The 26,049-nt window shown below is 63.8% G+C and carries 23 protein-coding genes; 12 read left to right on the top strand and 11 right to left on the bottom strand.

What is annotated here, in order from left to right; translation table 11 throughout:
• Positions 1-151: 151 nt before the first annotated feature.
• The 4 genes from pstS (at position 152) to pstB (ending at position 4,253) form a co-directional block, all read left to right on the top strand.
• The gene (gene pstS / locus EIH27_RS00230; RefSeq protein WP_124038956.1) at positions 152-1,267 is read left to right on the top strand and encodes a phosphate ABC transporter substrate-binding protein PstS; all 1,116 of its coding nucleotides are present in this window, start codon (positions 152-154) and stop codon (positions 1,265-1,267) included.
• Positions 1,268-1,381: 114 nt separating this feature from the next.
• Positions 1,382-2,374, top strand: coding sequence for a phosphate ABC transporter permease subunit PstC (gene pstC / locus EIH27_RS00235; protein ID WP_241152905.1), 993 nt, complete (start codon positions 1,382-1,384; stop codon positions 2,372-2,374).
• Positions 2,371-3,447 (top strand): phosphate ABC transporter permease PstA, encoded by a 1,077-nt coding sequence (gene pstA / locus EIH27_RS00240; RefSeq protein WP_241152906.1) that lies wholly within the window; start codon positions 2,371-2,373, stop codon positions 3,445-3,447. Before pstC ends, pstA begins: the two co-directional genes overlap by 4 nt.
• Before the next feature lie 26 nt (positions 3,448-3,473).
• Entirely contained in the window at positions 3,474-4,253 is a 780-nt protein-coding gene (gene pstB, locus EIH27_RS00245; RefSeq protein ID WP_124038958.1) for a phosphate ABC transporter ATP-binding protein PstB, read from the top strand.
• A gap of 164 nt (positions 4,254-4,417) precedes the next feature.
• Here the strand turns inward: pstB and EIH27_RS00250 are convergent, their stop codons facing one another.
• From EIH27_RS00250 to EIH27_RS00255, 3 genes are all read right to left on the bottom strand, one after another.
• Positions 4,418-5,881, bottom strand: coding sequence for an NAD(P)(+) transhydrogenase (Re/Si-specific) subunit beta (locus EIH27_RS00250; protein WP_420892131.1), 1,464 nt, complete (start codon positions 5,879-5,881; stop codon positions 4,418-4,420).
• A gap of 121 nt (positions 5,882-6,002) precedes the next feature.
• Positions 6,003-6,311 (bottom strand): proton-translocating transhydrogenase family protein, encoded by a 309-nt coding sequence (locus EIH27_RS07920; RefSeq protein WP_241152907.1) that lies wholly within the window; start codon positions 6,309-6,311, stop codon positions 6,003-6,005.
• A 44-nt stretch (positions 6,312-6,355) separates the two neighbouring features.
• Positions 6,356-7,552, bottom strand: coding sequence for a Re/Si-specific NAD(P)(+) transhydrogenase subunit alpha (locus tag EIH27_RS00255; protein WP_241152908.1), 1,197 nt, complete (start codon positions 7,550-7,552; stop codon positions 6,356-6,358).
• A gap of 239 nt (positions 7,553-7,791) precedes the next feature.
• On the opposite strand from EIH27_RS00255, the gene EIH27_RS00260 reads away from it, so the two are divergent.
• The 6 genes from EIH27_RS00260 to EIH27_RS00285 all read left to right on the top strand — a co-directional run bounded on the left by EIH27_RS00260 (position 7,792) and on the right by EIH27_RS00285 (position 13,494).
• Positions 7,792-8,574 carry a hypothetical protein gene (locus EIH27_RS00260; protein WP_124038960.1) on the top strand — a complete coding sequence of 261 codons (783 nt, stop codon included), beginning with the start codon at positions 7,792-7,794 and terminating at the stop codon, positions 8,572-8,574.
• Between the two features lie 92 nt (positions 8,575-8,666).
• Positions 8,667-9,248 (top strand): heme-binding beta-barrel domain-containing protein, encoded by a 582-nt coding sequence (locus tag EIH27_RS00265; protein ID WP_124038961.1) that lies wholly within the window; start codon positions 8,667-8,669, stop codon positions 9,246-9,248.
• Positions 9,241-9,891 (top strand): hypothetical protein, encoded by a 651-nt coding sequence (locus EIH27_RS00270; RefSeq protein ID WP_124038962.1) that lies wholly within the window; start codon positions 9,241-9,243, stop codon positions 9,889-9,891. The genes EIH27_RS00265 and EIH27_RS00270 overlap by 8 nt, the downstream gene beginning before the upstream one ends.
• Positions 9,881-10,183: a DUF2516 family protein gene (locus EIH27_RS00275; protein WP_164461555.1), complete on the top strand. Its 303-nt coding sequence runs from the start codon at positions 9,881-9,883 to the stop codon at positions 10,181-10,183. Before EIH27_RS00270 ends, EIH27_RS00275 begins: the two co-directional genes overlap by 11 nt.
• Positions 10,176-10,628 carry a D-aminoacyl-tRNA deacylase gene (gene dtd, locus EIH27_RS00280; protein ID WP_124038964.1) on the top strand — a complete coding sequence of 151 codons (453 nt, stop codon included), beginning with the start codon at positions 10,176-10,178 and terminating at the stop codon, positions 10,626-10,628. Before EIH27_RS00275 ends, dtd begins: the two co-directional genes overlap by 8 nt.
• 265 nt (positions 10,629-10,893) lie before the next feature.
• The gene (locus EIH27_RS00285) at positions 10,894-13,494 is read left to right on the top strand and encodes an ATP-dependent Clp protease ATP-binding subunit (protein ID WP_124038965.1); all 2,601 of its coding nucleotides are present in this window, start codon (positions 10,894-10,896) and stop codon (positions 13,492-13,494) included.
• A gap of 144 nt (positions 13,495-13,638) precedes the next feature.
• Here EIH27_RS00285 and EIH27_RS00290 read toward each other — a convergent pair whose 3' ends face one another.
• On the bottom strand, positions 13,639-14,502 hold the full coding sequence (locus tag EIH27_RS00290; RefSeq protein ID WP_124038966.1) for a 3-hydroxyacyl-CoA dehydrogenase family protein: 864 nt from the start codon (positions 14,500-14,502) through the stop codon (positions 13,639-13,641).
• A gap of 357 nt (positions 14,503-14,859) precedes the next feature.
• Here EIH27_RS00290 and EIH27_RS00295 point away from each other — a divergent pair, with 357 nt between their 5' ends.
• Together EIH27_RS00295 and purB are read left to right on the top strand one after the other, a co-directional pair.
• Entirely contained in the window at positions 14,860-15,504 is a 645-nt protein-coding gene (locus EIH27_RS00295; protein ID WP_124038967.1) for a sugar O-acetyltransferase, read from the top strand.
• Between the two features lie 171 nt (positions 15,505-15,675).
• On the top strand, positions 15,676-17,214 hold the full coding sequence (purB, locus tag EIH27_RS00300; protein WP_124038968.1) for an adenylosuccinate lyase: 1,539 nt from the start codon (positions 15,676-15,678) through the stop codon (positions 17,212-17,214).
• Positions 17,215-17,278: 64 nt separating this feature from the next.
• Here the strand turns inward: purB and EIH27_RS00305 are convergent, their stop codons facing one another.
• From EIH27_RS00305 to purL, 7 genes are all read right to left on the bottom strand, one after another.
• The gene (locus EIH27_RS00305; RefSeq protein WP_124038969.1) at positions 17,279-17,524 is read right to left on the bottom strand and encodes a hypothetical protein; all 246 of its coding nucleotides are present in this window, start codon (positions 17,522-17,524) and stop codon (positions 17,279-17,281) included.
• 234 nt (positions 17,525-17,758) lie between these two features.
• A complete protein-coding gene (locus EIH27_RS00310) occupies positions 17,759-19,168 on the bottom strand; it encodes a phosphoribosylamine--glycine ligase (RefSeq protein ID WP_164461556.1) in 1,410 nt (469 codons plus the stop codon).
• A 49-nt stretch (positions 19,169-19,217) separates the two neighbouring features.
• Complete coding sequence (gene purH, locus EIH27_RS00315; RefSeq protein ID WP_124038971.1) at positions 19,218-20,756, bottom strand: bifunctional phosphoribosylaminoimidazolecarboxamide formyltransferase/IMP cyclohydrolase; 1,539 nt, start codon at positions 20,754-20,756, stop codon at positions 19,218-19,220.
• Complete coding sequence (gene purN / locus EIH27_RS00320) at positions 20,757-21,344, bottom strand: phosphoribosylglycinamide formyltransferase (RefSeq protein WP_124038972.1); 588 nt, start codon at positions 21,342-21,344, stop codon at positions 20,757-20,759.
• The gene (gene purM, locus EIH27_RS00325) at positions 21,337-22,347 is read right to left on the bottom strand and encodes a phosphoribosylformylglycinamidine cyclo-ligase (protein ID WP_124038973.1); all 1,011 of its coding nucleotides are present in this window, start codon (positions 22,345-22,347) and stop codon (positions 21,337-21,339) included. The genes purN and purM overlap by 8 nt, the downstream gene beginning before the upstream one ends.
• Positions 22,347-23,897, bottom strand: a complete 1,551-nt coding sequence (gene purF, locus EIH27_RS00330; RefSeq protein ID WP_241152909.1) for an amidophosphoribosyltransferase — start codon at positions 23,895-23,897, stop codon at positions 22,347-22,349. Before purF ends, purM begins: the two co-directional genes overlap by 1 nt.
• Entirely contained in the window at positions 23,879-26,041 is a 2,163-nt protein-coding gene (purL, locus tag EIH27_RS00335) for a phosphoribosylformylglycinamidine synthase subunit PurL (RefSeq protein WP_277424084.1), read from the bottom strand. The genes purF and purL overlap by 19 nt, the downstream gene beginning before the upstream one ends.
• Between the last annotated feature and the right edge of the window lie 8 nt (positions 26,042-26,049).

Consider the following 26,049-nt stretch of genomic DNA (forward strand, 5'->3'; position numbering starts at 1 on the left):
GACGGGCCGGCTATGTGAAGGATGTGACTGGTGAAACGTCACTGTTTACCAATTGTTAACCTAGCGTGCGCTTGTATGTAACCAGGATTTCCTAGCGTCATCCATAGCGGGGCGCGAAAAGACGTCCCCCTCACGCTAAGGATCAATAACTGTGAAGAACATCAAGAAGTCTGCGTTCGCGCTCGCGGGCGCTCTTGCACTTACCCTGACGGCTTGCTCTTCGAACGGCGCTTCCACGGGCGCTTCGTCGAGCGCCGCCGAAGGTGCCGCTTCTGGGTCTGCGGCTTCGTCTCTGTCCGGCACGCTGAATGGCGCTGGTGCTTCCACGCAGCAGAACGCCCAGCAGGCCTGGCGTGATGGTTTCACGGCCACCAACTCCGGTGTTCAGGTGAACTACGATCCGACCGGTTCGGGCACGGGTCGTGAAAAGTTCCTCGGCGGTTCCGTCCAGTACGCCGGCTCCGATGATCCGCTCAAGGATGATGAGCTTGCCAAGGTGTCCAATGCCTGCGCCACGGACAAGATTGTTGAGCTCCCGGTATATATCTCCCCGATCGCGGTTGCCTACAACCTCCCGGGCGTGGATGATCTGAACCTCGATGCGGATACCATCGCCAAGATCTTCTCCGGCAAGATCACCAAGTGGAATGATCCGGCCATCGCCGCCACCAACAAGGGCGTGGATCTGCCGGATACGGACATCATTCCGGTGAACCGCGCCGATAAGTCCGGCACCACCGGCAACTTCACCGGTTATCTCTCCGAAGCCGCCCCGGATGCCTGGAGCTACGGCTCCGTTGAGGTGTGGCCCGAGAGCGGCACGCAGTCCGCTGAGGGTACCTCCGGCGTGGTCAACCTGGCCGCGGGCACCGAAGGTGCTATCACCTACGCGGACTACTCCCAGATCGGTGATCTCAAGGCCGCCAAGGTGAAGGCCGGGGATGAATTCCTCGCCCCGACCGCTGACGCCGCCGCCAAGATCGTTGATTCCTCCGATGATGCGGCCGGCGCCTCTGACACGATCCTCACGAAGGATCTCAAGCGCGACGGCTCCATCGCCGGTGCTTACCCCGTGGTGCTGGTCTCCTATGAGATCGGCTGCCAGCAGTACAAGAACGCTTCTGATGGTGAACTGGTGAAGTCCTACTTCACCTACGTTGTGTCCCAGGAAGGCCAGAAGGCCGCCACGGACGCCGGCGCCGGTAATGCTCCCATCTCCGACGCGCTGCGCGAGAAGGCCATGGCCGCGATCAACACCATTAAGTAGTGAGTGAGGAATAATCCTTCTCATGAGTCAGCTCGATAGCAATTCCGGGGAGGCGGGCGGCCACTGCGGCCGCCCCCGCCTACGCCCCCCGAACCTAAAAAACGAAACAAGCCGGTGGTCTCGGCAGGGGATCGGTGGTTCTCTGGCATCTCCATGACGGCCGGCATCATTATCATCGTGGTACTCGGCGCTGTCGCGCTGTTCCTGCTGTATGAATCCTGGCCCGCATTTGTAGCCTCCCGTAAGGCAATTGAGGAAAACGTTTCCTTCGCGAACGGGCAGTCCTTCTGGCAGTTCGCAGGCGCCACGATGTTTGGAACCATTCTTTCTTCCATCATTGCTCTGGCCATTGCGGTGCCATTCTCGATCGCCATTGCCCTCTTCATTTCCCATTACGCGCCGCGCAAGTTCGCTTCCGCATTGGGATACATCATTGATCTGCTGGCGGCCATCCCCTCCGTGGTATTTGGTCTGTGGGGCATGCGTTCCCTTGAACCCGCTATGCGTCCCATTTTCGAGTGGTTCGATAGCTTCTTCACGCCGATCCTGACCTGGCTGTGCAAGTTCCCGCCGCTTGGGTACATGGCGAACCGGTTTGATTGGTGGCCCATTACGCCGCAGCTGGTGCATTTCAGCCCGCCGGCGCGAAACATTCTTATGGGCGGCCTTATTTTGGCCATTATGGTGCTGCCGATCATTACGTCCCTGTGCCGCGAGGTATTCCTACAAACCCCGTCACTGCTCGAGGAAGCAGCCATGGGTCTGGGCGCCACGCGCTGGGAAATGATCAAGATGACCGTGCTACCGGTGGGACGTTCCGGCATCGTGTCGGCCTCCATGCTTGGCCTGGGGCGTGCACTCGGTGAAACGATGGCGCTACTCATGGTGCTGTCGGCCGGGACCAGCGTGAACTTCTGGATTATGTCGCCAGGTCAGCACTCCACGATTGCATCGCAGATTGCTCTGAAGTTCCCCGAGGCGCAGTCCGGACTGGAGCGTCAGTTCCTCATTGGTTTGGGCCTGCTGCTGTTTGTACTTACCTTCGTGGTGAACTTTATTGCGCGGCGAATCGTGGCGCACTACTCGGTGGAGGGCGGTAAGAAGTGAGTAACCAACTTTCAGCCAACGCCTCGCGTAGCGAAGCAGAAGTGGGCGATACGCTGGCGATTCACGGCTCGCTGCCGCACTGGGTGAGCTGGGTTGTTCTCCTGGTGTGCATGGTGGCCACCATGGTGGTATTCCACCTGGCGGCGCCGGATGCGGGCCTTGTGGGCCCGGTACTGGTGGGCCTCATCATTTTCTTCATCGTCAATACCATCATCCTTCAGCAGGCCGTTGGTACACGGCAGCGCAAGGACCGGATGGCCACCGTGTATATCACCACGGCGTTCGTGCTCGCGGTTATTCCGCTGATCGCCCTACTGGTGGGCGTGTTGGTGAGCGGCGCTGGCGCGATGTCCTGGAACTTCCTTTCCCATGACGGTCAGGGTGCGGCTATGGCCAACTCGACGGCCGGTCTGGGGCACGCGATTGTTGGCACACTTGAGGTCACGCTGTGCACGGCCGTTATCTCGATTCCGCTGGGCATTTTCACCGCTATTTATCTAGTGGAGTACGGACGCGGAGCGTTTGCCCGTGCGATCACTTTCCTAGTGGACATCATGACGGGCATCCCCTCCATCGTCGCCGGTCTATTTGCGGCCGCCGTGTTCCCCTTTATTGCGGGGAACCCCGGCTATGCGTCCGGCATTGAGGGGTCCGTGGCGTTGGTAGTGCTGATGACGCCAATCGTGGTGAGAAATACGGAGGAAATGTTGCGGCTGGTGCCCAATGAACTCCGTGAGGCTTCCTACGCACTGGGCGTGACCAAGGCACGCACTATTCTGCATGTTGTGCTTCGTACGGCCGCATCCGGCATTGTGTCCGGCTGCGTGATTGCTGTTGCGCGAGTTATTGGCGAGTCCGCCCCGCTGCTCATTACGGCGGGCACCACGGACTACTACAACTTCTCGCTGCTTAACAACCGCATGATGACCCTTCCGGTGTACGTGTATAACCGGTACAAGGGCGGCTTCTACGATCAGGCCTGGGGCGGCGCACTGATTCTGGTGCTCATCGTCCTCGTCCTTAATCTGATCGCCCGGCTAATCGCCAGGGCATACGCGCCGAAGTCCCGCTAGGCTCCGAGCTTGCCCGAAAGGAAAAAATGACTCAGGGAATTCAAGTCACAGGCGAGAACATTTACTACGGCGATTTCCTGGCCGTGCGTAATGTGAACGTCACTATTCAGCCCCATGCCATCACGGCGCTCATTGGCCCGTCCGGCTGCGGCAAATCTACCTTCCTCCGCACGCTCAACCGCATGCACGAGGTCATCCCCGGCGCCCACGTGGAGGGCTCGGTGAAGATCGACGGCGAGGACATCTACGCGCCCGGTGTGGATCCGGTGAAGGTCCGCGGCCACGTGGGCATGGTGTTCCAGCGGCCGAATCCGTTCCCCACCATGACCATCCGCGACAATGTGCTGGCTGGCCTCCGGCTCAACAAGAAGCGCATCTCCAAGTCCGAAGAGGATGAGGTGGTGGAGCGTTCGCTCTCCGGCGCCAACCTTTGGAATGAGGTCAAGGATCGCCTGGATGCCCCCGGCGCGTCTCTGTCTGGTGGTCAGCAGCAGCGCCTCTGCATCGCTCGTGCCATCGCCGTGCGCCCGGCCGTGCTCCTCATGGATGAGCCGGCCTCCGCACTGGATCCGATCTCCACGCTGGCGATCGAGGACCTCATGAATGACCTCAAGGATGAGTACACGATCGTGATCGTGACTCACAATATGCAGCAGGCCGCCCGCGTGTCCTCCCAGACGGGATTCTTTAACCTGGAGGGCGCTGGTAAGCCGGGCCACCTGGTTGAGTTCGACGATACGGAGAAGATCTTCTCCAACCCGTCCCAGAAGGAGACGGAAGATTACGTATCTGGGCGCTTCGGGTAAACCGCGGCATGCAAAATCCCCGGTGGGTTTCCGCCGGGGATTTTTTATGCCCGCCGCGCCGTCCAGTACGACGCCGTCTGGTTCCGCGTGTACTGCCGGCATAGGTTCGGTGAGGGCACGCGGTGGGTGGGGTGCGGGCGGGGTGACCCGCCCAGCCGCAGCTCCTATTTGGTGGGCAGTGCGGCCAGGATGGCGTCAACGGACGCCTTTGCGTCCCCCAGCAGCATGTCTGTGTTTTCCTTGAAGAACAGCGGATTCTGCACGCCCGCGTAGCCGGCGTGGCTCATCGAGCGTTTGAACACCACGCATGTGGCGGCTTCCCACACCTTGAGTACGGGCATGCCGGCGATCGGGCTGCCCGGGTCCTCGGCGGAGGGGTTCACCGTGTCATTGGCGCCGATCACCAGGGCCACGTCCGCGTCCTTGAACTGGTCATTGATCTCGTCCAGGTCCAGCACGATGTTATAGGGCACCTTGGCCTCGGCCAGCAGCACGTTCATGTGGCCGGGGAGGCGGCCGGCCACGGGGTGAATGCCAAACTTGACGTCCACGCCGTGTGCACGGAGCCGCTCGGCCAGGGTGGCCACCGGGAACTGGGCCTTCGCCACGGCCATGCCGTATCCGGGCGCAATAATCACTCGCTTCGCCTGCCACAGCGCAGCGGCTACCGCGTCCGGCGTCGTCTCGGTGTGCTCTCCCGCAACCCCGGAACCACCCGCGGCCGGTGCGCCGCCACCGGAACCTAAGCCGCCCAGCACCACGGACACGAAGGAGCGGTTCATGGCCTGGCACATGACGTAGGAGAGGTAGGCGCCCGAGGAGCCCACCAGCGCGCCGGTAATAATGAGCAGGTCATTGCCGAGCGTGAAACCGGCCATCGCGGCCGCCCAGCCGGAGTACGAGTTAAGCATGGAGACCACCACCGGCATGTCGCCGCCGCCGATTGCCATGATGTGATTGATGCCCAGCGCCAGGGCCGCCACGGCCACGATCACGAGGTAGCCGATGCCGCCGCGCACGCCGGTGGTATGCCCGAACACCACAATGAACGCGATGGCCAGCACCGCCAGGCCGAGGTTCACCCAGTTGTGTCCGGGGAGTGCCCGCGGTTTGCCACTGATACGCCCGGAGAGCTTGAGGTAGGCCACGATGGATCCGGTGAACGTGTAGGCGCCGATGAGCACGGCCAGGCCCACCTCACCCATGTGGAACGCGTTCGTCTCCGTGGCGGCGCCCGGCGTGGTGAGGAAGGAATTGAATCCCACCAGCACCGCGGCCAGCCCCACGAAGGAGTGGAGCATCGCAATGAGTTCCGGCATGCCGGTCATTTCCACCCGTCGCGCCCAGGTAATACCGATCGCGGCGCCAATGATGAGCGCGAGGGCGATGAGCGCGGCCGAAAGCACGCGGTTACCGGAGTCCAATGTGAGGGCCAGGAAAATAGTGCCGATCAGCGCCGCCGTCATGCCGACAATGCCCAGCGTGTTGCCGCGGAGGGCGGTGGTCTGCTTGGAGAGTCCGGCCAGTGCAAGGATAAAGAGGAGCGCGGCGGCAATGAGAACCAGCGTGTCAATGCGGGTGGCGGCGCTCGCGAGGCCCGTTGACGCGGCCGCGGTTCTGGTTGACACGCCGGCTGTTCGAACCAGGGCCCCTGGGCCGGCCGCTGCGCCTACCGCCCGGACCGGACCGGTAGCGAGAGCGGCGCCCGCACTTCCGATCGCCGTCGCCCCAAGAATAATGAGTGGCATATCAACTCCTCTTGAACATTTCGAGCATCCGGCGCGTCACCGTGAACCCGCCGAAAATGTTGATGGCAGCTACCGTGAGGGCGATAAACGCGAGGATACGCACGGCCAAGTTGCCGGAGGTGATCTGCATGATCGCGCCCACCACGATGATGGCCGAGATCGCGTTGGTCTCGCTCATGAGCGGGGTGTGGAGCGCGTGCGTGACCGCGGTAATCACGTAGAAGCCCACCACGCAGGCCAGCATGAACACCACAAAGTGGCTGGCCATGGAGGGTGGCGCCAGCAGGATGAGTAGCACAAAGAGGGCCACCGCCAGTGTTTTCCACAGGTACGACGTCGTCCGCTTCCGCGCGGCTACCTGCGCCGCCCGCTTTTCATCGGCGGGACCGACGGGGCGGCTACAGGGGCCGGGGCCGGGGCTGGCGCCGCGGAGACCTTGATCGCGGGTGGGGGCCAGGTGATGTCGCCGCTATGCGTGGTGAGGATGCCGCGCACAATCGGGTCCTCTTGATCGAGGACCAATTGGCCATCCTTGGCCGGAGTAGCAAGGCGCAGGAAATTCACCACGTTCTGCCCGTAGAGCTGGGAGGCCTGCGCGGGCAGCCGGGCGGGAAGATCCTCGTAGCCGATAATGCGGACACCGTTATCGGTGGTCACCGCTTTACCCGGCACGGTGCCCTCCACATTGCCGCCCGCGCTCGCACCCATGTCCACGATCACGGAACCGGGAACCATCCCGGCCACGGCGTCGCGGGTAAGCAGAATCGGCGCGGCTTTCCCCGGGATCAGGGCCGTGGTGATGACAATGTCCGCGCTCGCCGCCTGCGCGGCGTAGACGGCCTGGGCACGCAGGGTGTCGTCGTCGGACATTGCTTTCGCGTAGCCGTCCGCGGATTCCTGCGTGACGGGGATGGCCACGAACTCGCCGCCCATGGATTCCACCTGCTCGGCGGTTTCGGGGCGCACGTCCGTCGCTTTGACGACGGCGCCGAGGGCATGCGCGGTCCCGATGGCCGCCAGGCCCGCCACTCCGGCACCGATCACGTAGACGGTGGCGGGCGGCATTTTCCCGGCCGCCGTCACCTGGCCGGTAAATACGCGACCGAACGCCGCGGCCGCCTCAATAACCGCCCGGTAGCCGGCAATATTGGACATCGATGAGCGCACATCCATGGACTGCGCGCGGGAAATACGCGGGATGGCGTCCAGCGCGAGGCCGGTGATGCGGCGGGCGGTCAGCGCCTCCGTCAAGTCCTTACGCTCGGCTGGGTGAAGCCGCGAGATGAGCGTGGCGCCCGGATGCATGAGGGCAAGCTGAGCATCCGTGGGTGCGCCGAGCGCGGTGACAATGTCCGCGCCCCATGCCTCCGCGGCGGTGCCGATCGTGGCGCCCGCATCTTCATAGTGGGCGTCCGGCATACTGGCGCCCGCCCCGGCGCCGGCTTCCACCACCACCTGGTAGCCAAGTTTGATGAGCGCGGTCACCGATCGCGGCGTGGCAGATACCAGCGGTTGGCCGGGCCCCGATTCATTGGGTATTCCTATCAGCAACGTGTGCTCCCTTGCATCCGTAGTATTCGCTGACAGCTCCAACGTAGCGCGAATTGAGGCGGGGATGCGAATGATGGGCGCACACGGGCATGCAAAGAAAATGCGTGATGAAGTAGGGACGCCGGACCCGAGAGCGCCTGTCGGCGCGAAGGCCGCTCGAAGCGGCAATAATTGGAGCCCGGGGCTTTCTAGGCCCGGCGTCGGCCCCAGTGTATCGGGTAAATGGGATACTTGAAAACATGACAGCACGCATCGCCCACACTCCCGCGCATCTTAAACCGCACGTTTCCGCGGGTATCCCCCTGTTTGACGCGGCGGATTTGGTGCCGGTGGTGCTGGCCGGACTGCTGGTAGCGGGTGCGCTCCTGGCGCCGAACTTTCTGCTCGGCGGTGTAGCCGTGGCGGGAATAGGGGTGTGCCTGGCGGTGGATGGTGGGCCGGCGCTAAGACTCCCGCACCATGAAATGGCGGGCGGCATGGCGGCTCTAGTGCTGGCCGCCGGTATTCTGGCCGGCTTCTACGGAACCGCTATCACCCTCGCCTGCGTGGCAGGGATCGGGGTAGCGCTGGTGTTTGTGGCCGAGATGCTCCGGGCGGACGGGCGCCTGGACCTGCTCCGTCAGTTGACGGGCACCTTTGGCATCATGATGGCAATTCTGGCCGGATGCCTGTGGGTGCTGGCCTTTCGCGTGCTGGGAGATGGGGCCGCGGTGACAACCACGGCGTGCGCGCTCGCGGGTGCCACCGTAATCCGCGCGCTACTGGGTGGACGCCTGGGGGCCCGGTTGGGGGCCGAGTGGACAGGGGCGATAGTTGGTATGCTGGCATGCGTCGCGGGTGCGGCGGGCGCCGTGTATGCGGGAGCGCCGCTGTGGATGGGTGCGGCCGGTCTGCTCGCCGGACTTCTCTCCTGGGTGGGGGACGTGCGTCGGAATGGTGCGCCGGCAAATTTCGCCACACGCACCGCGCCACTGGCGATATACGGCGCGCTCGCCTACGCGCTCGCGGCCGCCATCGCGTAGGACGGCACACGGGACGTATGTGGGCAGAAATGTGCGCGAACGGCGTCGTCGGAACCGTGGCCCGCACCGGCGCGATGCCTTAGCCTGGACGCATGACATTTGCGATTCCCGCTGATCTAGCACCGGAAAACTACCCGATGGCGTGGCTGGTGGGCGCCTGGCGCGGCGCTGGTGTGCTCGAGTATGAGGGCATCGAGGCTACCGGATACGTTCATGAACTCCATATTGATAACGACGCCGCTGGCCCCTACCTGCGTCTGCGCTCCGATATTTGGCTCACCACCGAGCCGCCGGAACAGGTGGATAACGAGGTGGCCGGCGGGCGCATGTACGCCGCGCTCACCAAAGGGCAGCTGTGGAGCTCCACCACCGGATACCTGCGTACCTCGCCCGGCAAGAAGCCAAGCGATGGCCAGTACCCGCTGGAGGGGATGACGGCCTCGGGCGCCGGGCATGCCATCACCTGGGCCGGCGTGATTCGCGGCCCCCAGTTGCGTTTCGTTACGGATCTCATCGCTACCACCCCCACGGCCACCGGTATCGACGGTGAGCAGATCATTGCAGGCCTGGTGGATTCGGACCTGTTCTACCGCGTGGATATGGCTGCCTTCGGTCAGGAGATGCGCTCCTACTTCGCCGGCCGGCTCTCCCGCATCGAGACGTCGAGTGAGTAGTTTCCTTCAATTACCGGGTGCCGTTCCCGGGCTCGACGCCGATGTTCCCGCCCACTTTGGGCGGCCCGGTGCGGAGCAGCGGAACCTTGGAGAGGGCCGCGCGGTCGTGGACCTGGGGATTGCGGGGGAGCGGGTGCAGGCAATCGTCGGCGCGGGCGGAATCGGGCTGCGCATGCTGGGTATGCGTGCGGACGCCGCCGCTCGAATTCCTGGGACCCGGGTGGAGTTACCCGGCACGCTGGGGGAGGGCACCTCGCGGTACTGCGTGGTGCTGGTGGACGACGCCGCTGCGCCGGCCGCGCTTGAGGCGGGACTGGAGCCAGCCGGGATGCTGGCCTGGGAGGCGGAGCGAGTCCGTGAGGTCCGTCCACGTCTCCTGCGGCCCGCGCCGGCGGTCGACGTCGCGCATCACGCGGTGCGGCGCCTCTACCTTGAAGGGCACGAGGCCGATCTGCCCGCCACCGGCACACCTGTGACCGTTGAAGCCACGGCGACGCGTGTGGGCACGGTGACCACCGCTGTGCGGGACTGGGAGGACGGCCCGGTGGCGCTCGCCGTCGTCAGAACTGACGTGCCGCTAACCGCTATCCTTACCGTTGGCGAATTCCGCGCCGCTCAAGAGGAGGTGGACCGTGGTCTATAACATTATTTCCGGAGTGTTCCTGGCGATTCGGGCGGCCATTTTCCTATTCAGTACGTGGGCGCTGGTGAGCATGTTGCGGCGGGACGCGATGGATTTTTCAGCCACGGTGCGTGGGCGCGGATTTTGGCTGGCCGTACTGATTGGCTGCGCGGCGGTGTCACTGATCGGGCTGCTGCGCGGCGGTGTGCCAGGGCTGCTCGAGTGGCTGGTGCTTTACGGACTGGTGTATTACATGGGCCCCGAGGAGCAGCGCATGGGGCCGCCGCGGGAGCAATGGGGGCATCATGCGTAGCATTATTCAGCGCGTCACGCGTGCCAGCGTGAGCATCGACGGACAAAAGACGGCGGAGATTGGCCCAGGCCTGCTGGTGCTGCTCGGCGTGACGCACACGGACGGGCCGGCGCAGGTGGAAAAGACCGCGCGGAAAATTGCCCAGTTACGGATTCTTCGGGCCGGCGACGGCGGTGACTCGCCCAAGGAACGCCGCAGTGCGGAGGAGGCCGGCGCGCCCGTGCTGGTGGTTTCCCAATTCACGCTGTATGCGGATGTGCGCAAGGGACGCAGCCCCTCGTGGTCTCATGCGGCACCCGGGGACGTGGCCGAACCCATCTATGAGCAGGTGGTCGCCGCGCTGCGGGACACCCACGGTCTGGAGGTATCCACCGGCCAATTCGGCGCGGACATGGCAGTGGAACTGGTGAACGACGGCCCCTTCACGCTGCTCGTCGAGGTGTAGCGGAGCGGGCGAACGGGCTGGATGGCGGGGCGGGGGGGCCCCCCCGGGGGGGCAAGCCTGACCGCCCGAAGCGGGGGCACACCCGCCCGCCTAAGGCCAGATATACGCGCCTCGCTGTTGTACACGCAGCCGCGCGCGAACGTCGTCGTACTCGCGTCCGCACCTCGGCGTCGTTGTGCATCCCACCCACGCCGGTGGCGAACAGTGGCCTAGAACCGGCCGTGTTCTGGTTACTGTTGGTGATAATCCATGAGAAGGAGTACCCATGTTTGAACGGTTTACCGACCGCGCCCGGCGAGTCATTGTGCTCGCCCAGGAGGAGGCTCGGGGCCTGAAGCACAACTACTTGGGTACGGAGCATATCCTCCTTGGCCTCATTCGCGAGGGGGAGGGCGTGGCAGCCAAGGCGCTGGAATCGCTGGGCATCACGCTGGACGCCGTACGTGCCCAGGTTATTGACATCATCGGGGAGGGGCAGGAGTCCCCTACGGGCCACATCCCGTTCACCCCGCGAGCCAAGAAGGTCATGGAATACGCCATGCGAGAGGGCCTTCAGCTCGGACATTCGTATATTGGTACGGAGCATCTGCTGCTCGGCCTCACCCGTGAGCCTGACGGCGTTGCGGCGCAGGTACTGGTGAAGCTCGGCGCGGATATGCCCACCGTGCGCAACCAGGTGAACCAGCTGATCTCCGGATACCAGGGCAAGGAAACGGCGGGCGTTGGCGCCGGGCCGGCGCAGCGCGAGGGCCGCAAGTCCGGCTCCACGGTGCTCGATCAGTTCGGACGCAACCTCACCCAGGCTGCGCGGGACCACAAACTGGACCCTGTGATCGGGCGGCATCGGGAAACCGAGCGCGTCATGCAGGTGCTCTCTCGGCGCACCAAGAACAATCCGGTGCTCATCGGCGAACCCGGTGTGGGCAAGACAGCCGTGGTGGAAGGCTTGGCGCAGCTGATCGTGGCCGGCAATGTGCCCGAAACGCTCAAGGATAAGCAGCTCTACTCCCTCGATATGGGGTCCCTGGTGGCCGGGTCGCGCTACCGCGGTGATTTCGAGGAGCGGATGAAGAAGATCCTCAAGGAGATCACCACCCGCGGGGACATCGTGCTGTTTATCGATGAGATTCACACACTGGTGGGTGCCGGTGCGGCGGAGGGTGCACTCGATGCGGCCTCCCTCCTCAAGCCCATGCTGGCGCGTGGCGAAATTCAGGTGATTGGCGCTACCACACTTGATGAGTACCGCAAGTACATCGAGAAGGATGCGGCCCTGGAGCGTCGTTTCCAGCCCATCCAGGTGGATGAGCCCTCCACGGAAGAAACCGTGGAGATCCTCAAGGGTCTGCGTGACCGCTATGAGAACTTCCACCGCGTGACCATTACGGATGGCGCTCTCGAGGCGGCGGCTCGCCTTTCGTCCCGCTATATCAACGATCGCTTCCTGCCGGACAAGGCCATTGATCTCATTGACGAGGCCGGGGCGCGCCTGGCCATTCGTAAGATGACGGCACCGCCGGAATTGCGTGAACTCGATGAGAAGATCGCGGAGGTGCGCCGCGCCAAGGAAGCGGCCATTGACGCGCAGGACTTTGAGAAGGCGGCCTCCCTCCGCGACGAGGAACAGAACCTCGGCAAGGAGCGGGACGCCAAGGAAAAGGCCTGGAAGGACGGGGACATGGATACCGTCTCCGTGGTGGATGAGAATCTCATCGCGGAAGTGCTGGCCATGTCCACGGGTATCCCGGTGTTCAAGCTCACCGAGTCCGAATCCGAGCGTCTTCTCCACATGGAGGATGAGCTGCACAAGCGTGTGATCGGCCAGGACGACGCCGTCAAGGTGCTCGCCCAGGCAATTCGCCGTGGCCGTGCCGGTCTCAAGGATCCCAACCGTCCCGGTGGCTCCTTCATCTTTGCCGGCCCCACCGGCGTCGGAAAAACGGAGTTGGCCAAGGCCGTAGCGCAGTTCCTGTTCGGGGACGAGTCCGCGCTCATCACGCTGGACATGTCCGAATACGCGGAGAAGCATACGGTCTCCCGCCTGTTTGGTGCCCCTCCGGGGTACGTGGGATATGAGGAGGGTGGCCAGCTCACCGAAAAGGTGCGCCGCAAGCCGTTCTCCGTGATCCTGTTCGATGAGATTGAGAAGGCCCACCCGGACCTGTTCAACTCGCTTCTCCAGATCCTGGAGGAGGGACGCCTCACGGACTCGCAGGGCCGCATGGTGGACTTCAAGAACACGATCATCATCATGACCACGAACCTGGGCACGAAGGACATTGCCAAGGGCGTGCAGACGGGCTTCCAGTTCGATCAGGACACGAAGACCAGCTACGAGCGGATGAAGACGAAGGTTTCCGAGGAGCTCAAGCAGAACTTCCGCCCCGAGTTCTTGAACCGTGTGGATGAGATCATCGTGTTCCCGCAGCTTGGGCGCGATGAGATCCTTCAGATCGTGGATCTCATGGTGGGCCGGTTGGACAAGCGTCTCGAGGACCAGGGCATGGCGCTGGGTATCACCCAGGATGCAAAGGAGCTGTTGGCGGACCGCGGTTTTGATCCGGTGCTGGGTGCCCGGCCGCTGCGTCGCGCCATTCAGCGAGACATTGAGGATGAGCTGTCCGAGAAGCTGCTGTTCGGTGAGTTCAAGCCGGGTGAGCGGATCATTGTGGGTGTGGACAAGGAAAACATCCCGATGAGCTTCACGTTTACCGCGCAGCCGAAGGATGACCCGCTGCCCGAGGGCGTGCAGGCCGTTGAGGCGGCGCCGGAGATGAACGGTATGGTTCATTCCGTTGCGACGACGCCGGGTGGTTCCGGTGATTCGCCGCAGCCGGAGGGCGGACTCCGGGCTGCTGTGGAGTAGGTGATGGCTGATGGGGGCAGCTCACGCGCGTGAGCTGCCCCCATTGCTATGTCCGGGTGCCTGACCGGGCTCTTCTGCGTTTCAGGATTTGAGTTCCCGAGGTGAGAAGAGCTCGCGGTAGAGGAGTCCGCGGTAACCGGGACCTTACTTATAGCTGTAGAAGCCCTCACCCGTCTTCCGGCCGAGCTTACCGGCGTCGATGTACTGACGGAGAAGCTTGCGCGGTCCCTCCGGCAGGTGTGGGTTCTCGGCGGCATAGTGCTCTTCGATGTCAAGCACAACATCGAGGCCCACCTGATCCATGAGCTTGAATGGGCCGAAATCAGACCCCACAAGGTTACCCAGCATGGCGTCAATGTCCGCCGGAGTGCTCACGCCTTCGTAGACCACCTCGAGGCTTTCCCGCTTGATAGCAGCCCAAATGCGGTTTGCGATGAAGCCGGTTGATTCCTTCATGGCTTCGTGCGGATCGAGTCCGTATTCGGGCAGAACCTTCTTCAGCGTGTCCATGACCTCCGGAGCCGTCTCCCCATCGGACATGAGATCCATGACGGTGACCGTTGGTGGCATGTAGAAGTGCGTGTTCAGGAAGCGTCCCTTATCGGTGATGGGACCGGAGAGAAGGCGGGAGGCATAGGACGAGGAGTTGGTGGCGAAAATCGTGTCCGCGTCCGCGGCGGCGTTGATCTGCGTCCACACTTCCTTCTTGAGGTTGGGGATCTCCGGTACCGCCTCGATGACCAACCATGTCCCCTTGAGCGCATCCTCGAGCGACGTGTAAGCGACGGCACGCCCAGCCTCGCCGCTGCCCCGCTGCTCAATAACGCTGGGGAGAGTCTCCTTGACATACTCCACGGCGGCAGTTCCAGCCTTGGGGTTCGTATCGTAAATACGCACTTCGCCGCCGCGCGTGGCGAACATGAGGGCAATGCGGCGCCCGAGCGTGCCTGATCCGACCACCGTGACCGGGCGATCCTTTACCTCTTCAAAAGTGTGCGAGTAGTTCACGTTTCCTCCTTGAATCTGAACTATGTGTATGAGAGATCATATGAATTCTTGGCAATTAGCACAACAGGCATATTTAAATTAGGGACTTACGCCCCGACGTGTGGTCCTGGGTGCCGGCGTAACGGCCAATCGTGAAGAAGCGGCGCGCATTGCATGCGGGGCTTCGCGCCGTACCGAGCCCGTGTTGTCATTAGGGGTCTACGGTTTTGTTTGTCCTCGACGCCTGTTACCGGCACCTGTGTTGCGGGATGGATACCGCCGGAGAGCGATACAACGCGGCGGCCCCATTGCTATGCCGCGCGAGAATTTGACACGATAACTGGTTGCGAATGACTAGTTGTGGATAAGGGGACTCACATGGCAATGAGCACGTGGGATGCAATGGTGGCGGGTAAGCCGTACGTGGCGGAATCACCGGATTTGGCGGCCGTGCGCGCTGAGCACCTGGCCGTGCAGGATCGGCTCAACGCGCTAGGCGCCGCGGACTTGGACCGGGTGCGTGAACTTGCCCCGCAACTGTTCGGCAGCTTCGGTGCGGGCTCCACGCTGGTCCCGCCCATCTACTTTGACTACGGCGCAAACACGACGGTGGGTGAGAACGTGTTCATCAACACCGGCACGATCATTTTGGATTGCGCGCCCGTTCATATTGGCAACGAGGTGATGATCGGCCCGCGCGTCACCATCACGGCCGCCTCGCACCCGGTTCATCCCGGCACGCGCCGCTCGCTCATCGAGTACGCGAAGCCCATCACCATTGAGGACGGTGTGTGGATCGGTGCATCGGCCACCATCGGTCCCGGCGTAACAATCGGTGAAAACTCCGTGGTGGGCGCCGGTGCCGTGGTGCTCCATGACGTGCCCGCAAACGTCGTGGTGGGCGGCGTGCCCGCCCGCGTGCTGCATGAGATCGGGGAGCGCGACGCCGAACGCGGACGCGAGTTCGTGGCCGGCTACCGGGAGTGGTCCGGCATCGACAAGTCTGAGGAAGCGGGCTTTTAGGGCCGGCGAACGCGGTGGGCCTCGGGGATGCGCTGCGTGCGCTCCGGGGCGGGGGACGACGACGTCGTGCGCCGTCCAGTAGGTAGACAGCTCGCGTTCGCTATGTGAAAGTGTGGAGGACTTCTCTCCACCGGGCCGTTTTATGTCGGAGCGACGTGCCAGAATCGAAGCATGATCGACTTCTCCCAGGATCCTTCGATTACGCTCGGCCCACTGGATGGCCGTTACCGTGCTACCGCTGCGCCGCTCGTCAACTATCTCTCGGAGGCGGCGCTCCACCGCAACCGCGTGCGCGTAGAGGTGGAGTGGCTCATCTTCCTTTCCACCTACACGCGTGTGCTCACCCGGCCCGCTGGGCTTCCGGCGGCCTGCGAGGCGGATATTGCCGCGGCGCAGGCCGTCCCAGAGGGTGATACGGATGCTGTACGCGAGAACGGGGCCGAGCACCTCGACGTCGTCGAACCGGCGCTGGATAGGGAAGAAATCGCCTATCTGCGCGCCATCCCCGCGGCCATGGGAGATGCGGAGCTGGCGGAAATCGCGGAGATCGAGCGCACCACCCGGCATGATGTTAAGGCCGTCGAGTACTTCATTAAGCGTCGGCTGGATGAGGCGGAGGAGAAATTGGGGCGGGCCACGGCGCTCTCTCATTTCCACGAGGCCGTGCACATTTTCGCCACCTCAGAGGACATAAATAACGTGGCCTACGCACTGGGAGTGCGTGAGGCGCTCGCCGGCGTGTGGCTGCCCGCCGCGCGGGAACTGGAAAACCGGCTGCGCCAGGCGGCGGCCAAGTATGCCGACATTCCGATGATGGCGCACACCCACGGACAGCCGGCCACGCCCACCACCGTGGGGAAGGAAATGGCCGTGTTCGCCAGGCGTTTCGCGCGGGCGCTGGCGCGGGTGGCCGCGGACCCGATTCTGGCCAAGTTTAACGGTGCCACCGGCACGTACGGCGCGCATGTGGTCTCCGCACCTGGCGAGGATTGGATTGCGCTTTCGCGGGCTTTTATTGAGGGGCTGGGACTCGAGTGGAATCCGCTCACCACGCAGATTGAACCCTCCGATTGGTTTGCGGACATTGCGGCGGATATGGCGCACGCAAACCGCATCGCGCACAACCTGGCCACGGACATGTGGACCTACATTTCGCTGGACTACTTCCACCAGAACCTGGCGTTCCAGGGCTCCACCGGTTCCTCCACTATGCCGCACAAGGTCAATCCCATTCGCTTCGAAAACGCGGAGGCGAATCTGGAAATCTCGAGTGCGCTGCTGGAAACGCTGGCGCAAACGCTGGTCACCACGCGCATGCAGCGGGACCTGACGGATTCCACGACCAAGCGGAATATCGGCAACGCGCTGGGCCACTCCGTGCTGGCTTTCCATAATCTGTGCGGCGGCCTGGATGGCGTGGATCCCAACCGGGTGCGGCTGGCTGAGGATCTGGATCACGAATGGGAGCTGCTAGCCGAGCCGATTCAGCAGGCCATGCGTGCGGCTTCGCTGCGTGGTGCCACCGGTATGGAGGACCCGTATGAGCGGCTCAAGGCACTGACGCGCGGCCGCAAGGTGGGGGAGCAGGAGATGCGCGAATTCATTTCCGGGCTCGGGATGCCCAAGGATGTGGAGGCCCGCCTGCTTGCACTCACCCCCGCGGATTACGTGGGCCTGGCCGGAAAACTGGCCGGCATGATTGACGCGTAATGAAGTGGCCTTCACGTCGAGATCGGCGTGAAGGCCACTTATGTCTTGGTATCTCCTGCGCTAGCTACGCCTTGTTACGCCCTGCCTGGATGAGGCGAAAAAGAATGCACGCGACAGCGGCCATGACGGTCAGCATGAGAAACGTGGGGATCCAGTTGTTGCGAATCGAGGTGATCCCAACGCCGAGTGCATGCTGCCAGGTTTCGCCGGCGCTCAGGGCATCCCCGAAAGGGAAGAGAAAGAATCCTGCGAGTGTTCCGAATATAACGGCTACCCACGCGGTGACGAATTTCTTTGCGGTTAGCTTCATTGCAGCCCCTGACTGACTATTTGTTTAGTAGTAGCAGGTTCAACGGAGCCGCCGTTTGCAATTACTGTACGTTTGTCAGCTCGGGTCCGTTGAGATCCTTTGAATCGATATAGACATGCATGACGATACATGGCCGAGGGCTCCCGTGGGTCTTTTTGCTTGAGTAATACGACCGGGTTGGAGAACGGTTAACAATCATTGGTATTAAATCTTCAGAGCACACGCTAGGCTGCCCTAGAGCGCGCGGGCGGCGATGTCCCGGTGATAGAACACGTGCTCCAGCTTGAGCCCGTCCAGATAGCCGAGTGCCCGGTCGCGGGCCGCGCGCAGATCGGCGCTGTGGCACACGGCCATGAACAGCCGTCCGCCATCGGCCGTATATCCATCCGGCCCCGCGGCCACACCGGAGAAGTACACGTGCACTCCGCCGGTGGGTGCGCCCGCGGCCGGCGCCTCGAGATTTGGCAGATCGCCCAGTGGGAATCCCCTGAGCGGCGTGCCCGGGTAGCCGTCAGCGGCGGCCATAATCCCCACCGTAAATCCGTTCCGCCAGCGAATCTCCGGCGTTTCCTCGGCGGCCACGCGCTCCACCACCTCGGCCAGATCCGAATCCATCTGCTCCAGGAGCACCTGTGTTTCCGGGTCCCCGAAGCGGCAGTTGAACTCAATGACCTTGGGGCCCTGGGCGGTGAGCATAAGGCCCGAGTAGAGCATGCCCGTGAACGGGCACCCCTGTGCCCGCATCTCCGCGAGCACGGGTGCCACAATCTCGCGCTCCGCCCGCGCGATCACGGCCTCGGAAATTTGCGGCACCGGCGTGTAGGCGCCCATCCCGCCTGTATTTGGACCGCGGTCCCCGGTAAAGGCGCGCTTGTGGTCCTGTGACACGCCCAATCGCACCATCGAGCGTGGCCCCACCAGGTGGAACAGGGAGAACTCCTGGCCCTCCAGGTATTCTTCGACGACGACGCGCGTGCTCGCCTCCGCCTCTGTGCCATCCTCTGCCCCGGCGCTCGCGGTGGCCTGATCCGCGGCCTCTGCCAACCCGGCGCTATCGGCGCAGTGCTCCGCAACCACACGGGACGTGGATGAGACGGGGGATGTGGCGGTCGGCGTCGTCGAAAAAATGGCCGCCAGCGCATTCTGTGCGGTAGTCGCATCCGCGGCGATCGTGACGCCCTTGCCCGCGGCGAGGCCATCCGCCTTCACCACGAACGGCGTGGAGAAATCATGGGCGCGGGCGAAGGCGAGGGCTGCGTCGAAGGAAGAAAACGTGCGGGAACGGGCCGTGGGCACGCGGCGGGCGGCCATGATGCGCTTGGCGAAGCTCTTGGACGCCTCAATGCGCGCAGCTGCGGCGGTGGGTCCGACGGCCGGGATACGCGCCTCGCGCAGGTAATCCACAATTCCGGCCGCCAGCGGATCCTCGCTTCCCACGAACACCCAGGCCACGTCGTGCTCGCGGCAGAAGCGCGCGATAGCGGGGAAATCCATGATGTCCAGTGGGGCCAGCTCGATGCCGTCCCGCACCATGCCCGCGTTTCCAGGCGCGCAATACACGCGCGCCACCCGCGGCGAGGCGAGTAGTTTCCGGGCAATGGCGTGCTCGCGGCCGCCGTGGCCCACCACCAGTAGCGTTTCCATGTGTTCTCCTTCGCAGCGCACCATAGCCCGGGGCGCCTCACTCTGGTCCCTAGTGCTTGAAGTGGCGCATCTTCGTGCCCACCATGGCCATGCCGTATTTATCGGCCACATCCACGGAGTCCTGATCGCGAATGGAGCCGGAGGGCTGGATTACGGCCTTGATACCGTGCTCTCCGGCCAGCTCCAGCGTGTCCGGCATGGGGAAGTAGGCGTCAGAGGCGAGTACGGCCTCGGAAAGGTCAAAACCGTTGGCCATGGCCTCCTCGATGGCCAGCTTGGCCGAGCCGACGCGGTTCATTTGCCCCGCGCCAATACCCACGGTTTGCACCCCATTCACCAGCACGATTGCGTTGGAGCGCGTGTGCTTGACCACCCGGAAACCGAACTTCAGCCGCTTCATTTCCTCCGCGGTGGGCTCGCGCCGAGTCATGACGAACAGGTCCCGTGGCTCCCACAGCTCGGTGTCGCGATCCTCCACCAGCGCGCCGCCAGTCACGGAGAACAGTTCAAGGCCCTTCTCGGCCATGGCGGAGGTGGAGAGTTCCAGCAGCCGTACATTCTTCTTGCCCTCCAGCACTTCGCGCGCATCGGCGTCAAAGGCCGGGGCAATGATCACCTCGAGGAACATCTCGTGGAGCCGCTGGGCCAGATCCAGCGTCACCGGGCGATTGAAGGCCACGATGCCGCCAAAAATAGAGACGGGGTCTCCGGCGAAGCAGCGCGCAAACGCCTCCGCCGGCGTCGTGCCCAGGCCTACCCCGCAGGGCGTCTGGTGCTTGATGGCCACGGCCGCGCACTCCTCGAACTCATTGAGGAGGGAGGCGGCAGCGTTTACATCCTTGATGTTGTTGAAGGAGAGCTCCTTGCCGTGCAATTGCTTGGCGGCCGTGATGGAGCCCGGGGCCGGCAGCGGATCGGCGTAGTAGGCGGCCTTCTGGTGCGAGTTCTCGCCGTAGCGCAGCGGCTGTTTCTTCTCGAAGGTGACCGTGAGGGTTTCGGGGAACTTCGTCCCCTCCCGTGCGGTGAGATACTGGGCGATGAGGGCATCATAGGCGGCCGTGTGCCGGAAGGCCTTGGCCTGGAGGCGCGTGCGCGTGGCCGCCGAGAGCCTGCCACGGTCCCGCAGCTCCGCCGCCACCATCTGGTAATCGGCGGGATCCACCACCACGCCCACGCTCGCAGCATTCTTCGCCGCCGCACGAATCATGGACGGGCCGCCGATGTCGATGTTCTCGATGGCGTCCTCAAAAGCCACGTCCGGCTTCGCAATCGTCTCCTTGAACGGGTAGAGGTTGACCACCACCAGGTCAATGGGCGTGATACCCAGCTGCGTGAGTGTTGCCATGTGCTCCGGGTTGGAGCGCACGGCCAGGAGGCCGGCATGAATGGCCGGATGGAGCGTTTTTACGCGGCCGTCCAGTACCTCGGGGAAGCCGGTCACGTCACTGACCTCGGTGACGGGAATGCCGGCGGCGGCGAGGGCGGCGTGCGTGCCACCAGTAGAGATAATCTCCACCCCGAGTTCTGTGAGATCCTGGGCGAACTCAACCAGCCCGCTCTTGTCGGACACACTTATCAGTGCGCGCATTTACTGTCCTTCCGATTCGATGGCATTGAGGAACGATTCAATAACCGCTGGGTAAAGCTCATGTTCGACGCCGTGGATGCGGGCTTCCAGTGTGTCGAGCGTGTCCTCCGGGTAGCGCGGTACGCGTACCTGGCGGAGGATGGGCCCGGAATCCACCCCCTCATCAATGAGGTGGACCGTGACGCCCGTTTGCGCCACGCCCGCGTGAAAGGCATCCAGGATGCCCTGCTTGCCGGGGAACTCCGGCAGGTAGGCCGGATGAATGTTGAGAATCCGGTTCGGGTAGGCGGCCATGAGCAGCGGTGTCACAATCCGCATGTACCCGGCCAGCACCACCACGTCCACCCGGTAGAGGCGCAGGCGATCGAGCACGGTCTGCTCGTAGTCCGCCTTGGAGGCGAAGCGCCGGGGTGCGAGTTCCAGCACCGGCACACCGGCCCCGCGGGCTCGCTCCACCACGGGCGCCCCCGGCCTGTCACATACCAGTAGCACCACGTCCGCGTGCAGGCTTCCCGCGCGCACATGATCCACGATGGCGGAAAAATTGGTGCCCGTCCCGGAGGCGAACACGGCAAGCCGTCTACTCATGGACCACCTCGCCGACCACCTGGGCGTGCTGCCCGGACGCGGCTACCGCGTCCACCACGGCGTCGACGGCATCGGGAGCCACCGCAAACACCATGCCGAGACCCATATTGAACACGCCGGACATGTCCTCCCAGCTGAGATCACCCGCTTCGCCGAGCACGTCAAAAATGCCGGGCACGTGCCAGGCACCCCAGTCCAGCCGATAGGTGAGGCCCGCCGGGAGCATGCGCGGCAGATTCTCGGGGAAGCCGCCGCCGGTTATGTGGGCCACGCCGTGGAGCCCGCCCGTTGCCTTGGCGGCCAGCGCCGCACGCACGTAAATGATGGTGGGGGCGAGGAGCATCTCGCCGAGCGTGCGTCCGCCCAGCCGCTCATCCCGGTAGTCAAGGGAAAACGCGTGGTCCTTGAAAAGAATCTGGCGCACCAGGGAGAAACCATTGGAGTGCACCCCGGAGGAATCCAGCCCCACCAGCACGTCCCCGGCGTGCACCAGCGCCGGACTTATCCGCTCGTCCGCTTCCACCGCACCCACGCAGAATCCGGCCAGATCGAACTCGTCGGGTGCGTACATGTCCGGCATTTCGGCGGTTTCCCCGCCGATGAGCGCCGCGCCCGCCTGGACGCAGCCCTCCGCCACGCCGGCCACAATGGCCTCCACGCGGGCCGGATCATTGTGCCCCACGGCCACGTAATCGAGGAAGAACAGGGGAGCCGCGCCCTCGGCCACGACGTCGTTCACGCACATGGCCACGGCGTCGATCCCGATGGTGTTCAACTTCCCCAGGCGCTGGGCAATGAGCAGCTTCGTGCCCACCCCATCGGTGCCGGAAATGAGCACGGGATGGCGCAAACCAAGCTGCGCCACATCAAACATGCCGCCAAAACCTCCCAGCGGGTCCGTGGCTTCGGGACGCGCTGTTCGCGCCACATGCTTCTTCATCCGCTCCACGGCCTCGTAGCCGGCCGTGACGTCCACGCCGGAACGTCGATATGCCTCGCGCACTACTCCTCCTCGCTGTGCGCCCCAGCAAGTGCCGCTGCGGCGTCGTATGAACTCCAACCGAAACGCTCTGCGCACTCGCGCTGGATGGCGGCCTGCACGGGCGTGTAATGATCTCGCAACTCGGCTTCGTAGTCATAGAGCGGGATCGGGTAGTAGCCGGTGAAGGACTCCATGCATAGGCCTCCGTAGGGGGCGTCGAATGGGAGCCCGATGGCCTCCACCAGGCCCGTAACAGACAGGTAGGCCAGTGAATCCGCCCCGATGTACTCGCAGATTTCCGGCACCGTCCTGTGGGCGCCGATGAGTTCCGCCGTGGTGGACACGTCGATCCCGTAGAAGGAGGGGAAGGCGAACACGGGGGAGGCGATGCGGACGTGCACCTCCGCGGCGCCGGCATCCCTTAGCAGGCGCACGATGCGGCGCGAGGTGGTGCCGCGCACAATCGAATCATCGATGAGCGCCACCTTCTTGCCCGCCACTACGCCGCGCACAGCCGACAGCTTCATGCGTACGGCCCGCTCCCGCAGGTCCTGGGTGGGTTGGATGAATGTGCGCGCCACGTACTGGTTTTTAATCAGCCCCATCTCATAGGGAAGACCGGAGGCCTCGGCAAAACCGGAGGCGGCGGACAGCGAAGAATTCGGCACGCCCACCACGATGCAGTCATCAGGCACCGGCGCCTCCTCGGCGAGCCTGCGCCCGCTGCGCTTCCGTGCCGTGTGCACCGTGACACCGCAAATTTCCGAATCGGGCCGCGCGAAGTACACGTACTCCATGGCGGCCACGGCGATCGGCTCCTCATGGGTGTAACGGAATACGCGCATGCCCTGCTCGTCAATCTGCAGGTACTCGCCCGGCTTCATCGAGTAGACGAACCGGGCCCCCACGGCGTCCAGTGCGCATGTTTCACTCGCCACCACGTAACCGCCGTCCTCCATTTTCCCGACGACGAGCGGGCGCAGCGCGTGCTGGTCCACCGCCGCGTAGAGAGTGGTTTCTTTGAGGAGTACGAAGGAGAAGCCGCCGCGCAACTGCCGCAGCGCCTCCTCCAGGCGCTCGTTGAAGGTGAGTTGCGGGGAGTGGCGGATGAGATGGATGAGGATTTCCGTGTCCGAGGTGGAGCGGAATACGGCGCCCCGGGATTCGAGGGTGCGGCGCAGGGAGCCCGCGTTCACGATGTTGCCGTTGTGAGCGAAAGCGATCTGCATGTCATAGAACGTGAACACGAAGGGCTGCACGTTATTCATGAGATTATTGCCGGCCGTGGCGTAGCGGACGTGGCCGAGCGCGAAATCGCCGCTCAGGTGGGCGAGGTGGGATGCCTTCTGGAATACGCGGGACAGCAGGCCGAGCCCCAGGTGCTGATGGAAGCGGTACGCCTCCGTGTCAAAGGAGACGATGCCCGCCGCCTCCTGGCCGCGATGCTGCAGCGAATGCAGGCCCAGGTAGGTGAGCTGGGCGGCGTCCTGCGCGTTCCACACGCCGAACACGCCGCATTCCTCGTTGAGGCCGGTGGGGGTGGCTGGCATGCCTACTTGTTCATCAAGCACGGAATGGCCTCCTCCCACAGCTGTTCGAGTTCGGATACGCGGGCGCTGGCGCGCTGATCGCTGGCCGTGATGGCCAGTGTGCCGGTGTCCGTCACGGTGCCGATGCGGACGGCCTCGGGGACCGCCGCGCAGAACGCGGCTCCGTTGGCGGCTGTCACCGAGCACACGAAACGCGAGGGCGTTTCGGCAAAGAGCAGCGCGGCGGGCATATCCATGGTCACCTCGGCGCCCAACCCGGTGCCGAACAGGGATTCGGCCAGGTTGATGGCCAGGCCGCCCTCTGACACGTCGTGGCAGGAGGCGAGGAGGCCGGCGCGGATGGCGCCGAGGATGCGCGCCAGCCGCGCCCGGTGGGCCGGCAGATCAAAGTCCCGCAGAGTCCCGAAAATCCGGCCGGCCTGCATGCGCTGCAGTTCCGAGCCCGCGAAATCTGCCTCGGTATCACCCACCAGGTAAATCCCGTCACCGGCATGCTTGAACCCAATGGTGGTGACGTCCGTGAGGGAGGCAACCTTGCCCACCATGCCAATGGACGGGGTGGGGTAGATAGCTTCGCCGTTGTACTCGTTGTGGAGGGACACATTGCCGGAAATTACCGGGGTATCCAGCACCCTGCAGGCCTCCGCGATGCCGACGGCCGCGTGGTACATCTGGTAGAACACCTCGGGCCGCTTGGGGTTACCAAAGTTGAGGCAGTCCGTGATGGCCAGCGGTTCACCGCCGGCGGCCACAATGTTGGCGGCCGCCTCGGCCACGGCCAACTTCCCGCCTGTTTCCTGGTCCAGGTACATGTAGAACGCGTTGCAATCCATGGTCATGGCCACGGCCTTGTCATAGCCGCGCACGCGCACCACGGCCGCATCGGCGCCCGGGCCCTCCACGGTGTTCGTCTGAACCTGAGAATCATAGGTGCGGAACACGGACCGCTTGGAGGCCAGGTTCGGGCGCTGCAGCATGGCGCGCAGCGTCTCACCCAGTTCCACCCGGGGGTTAAAGGGTGCCGCCGCTGCCGTCTCATCCAGGTAGGCGGGCCGCACCATCGGATTGTCCGGCTCCGGCACATCGTCCACCAGCGAGTGGACGGGCAGATCCGCCACCAGGGCGCCGCGATGGTGCAGCTGGTACCGCGTCCCCTCCACCACGTGACCGATCACTACGGCGTCGAGCTCATAGCGCCCGAACAGATCAATAATCTCCTGCTCATGGCCGGCCTTAATACACAGCACCATGCGTTCCTGAGATTCGGAGAGCATCATCTCATAGGCGCTCATCCCAGTTTCGCGCTGCGGTACCAGATCCAGATTGAGCGAGAGTCCCGAATCCGCCTTGGCCGCCATCTCCGCGGTGGAGGAGACCAGCCCGGCTGCGCCCATATCCTGGATGCCCACCAGCGCATCCGCGTGCTGCTCAATCACCTCGAGGCACGCCTCGAGCAGCAGCTTCTCCATGAACGGATCGCCCACCTGTACGGCAGAGCGCTGCGCCTCCTTCTCGGAGAAGAAATCCTTGGATGCGAACGAGGCTCCGTGGATGCCGTCCCGCCCCGTCTTAGCGCCCACGTAGATGATTGAGTTTCCCACGCCGGCGGCGCGCCCGGCCTGCAGGTTCTTCTGGTCAATGAGACCCAGATTGAACGCGTTGACCAGCGGGTTGCCGGCATACGAATCGTCAAATACCGTTTCGCCGCCCACGGTGGGCACGCCGATGCAATTGCCGTAGTGGCCAATACCGTGCACCGTTTCCGTGAAGATGTACTTGACGTGGGAGCTGGTGAGTTCGCCGAAACGAATGGAATCCATGGACGCGATGGGGCGGGCACCCATGGAGAAAATGTCGCGGAGGATGCCGCCCACACCCGTGGCGGCGCCCTGGAACGGTTCAAGAGCGGAGGGGTGGTTGTGGGATTCGGTCTTGAATACCACGGCCTGTCCGTCCCCAATATCGACGACGCCGGCGCCCTCGCCCGGTCCCGTCACCACCTGGCCGCGCGCTCCACGGTTGGGGAAGAGACGGAGGATCTTCTTCGAGTTCTTGTAGGAGCAATGCTCAGACCACATGACGCCGTAGAGTCCGGCCTCCGTGTAGTTGGGGAGGCGTCCGATCTGCTCGCAAATCAGGTTGTATTCGGCCTCCGTGAGCCCCATTCCTCATA

The sequence above is a fragment of the Neoactinobaculum massilliense genome (assembly GCF_900604955.1).
Taxonomy (GTDB): domain Bacteria; phylum Actinomycetota; class Actinomycetes; order Actinomycetales; family Actinomycetaceae; genus Neoactinobaculum; species Neoactinobaculum massilliense.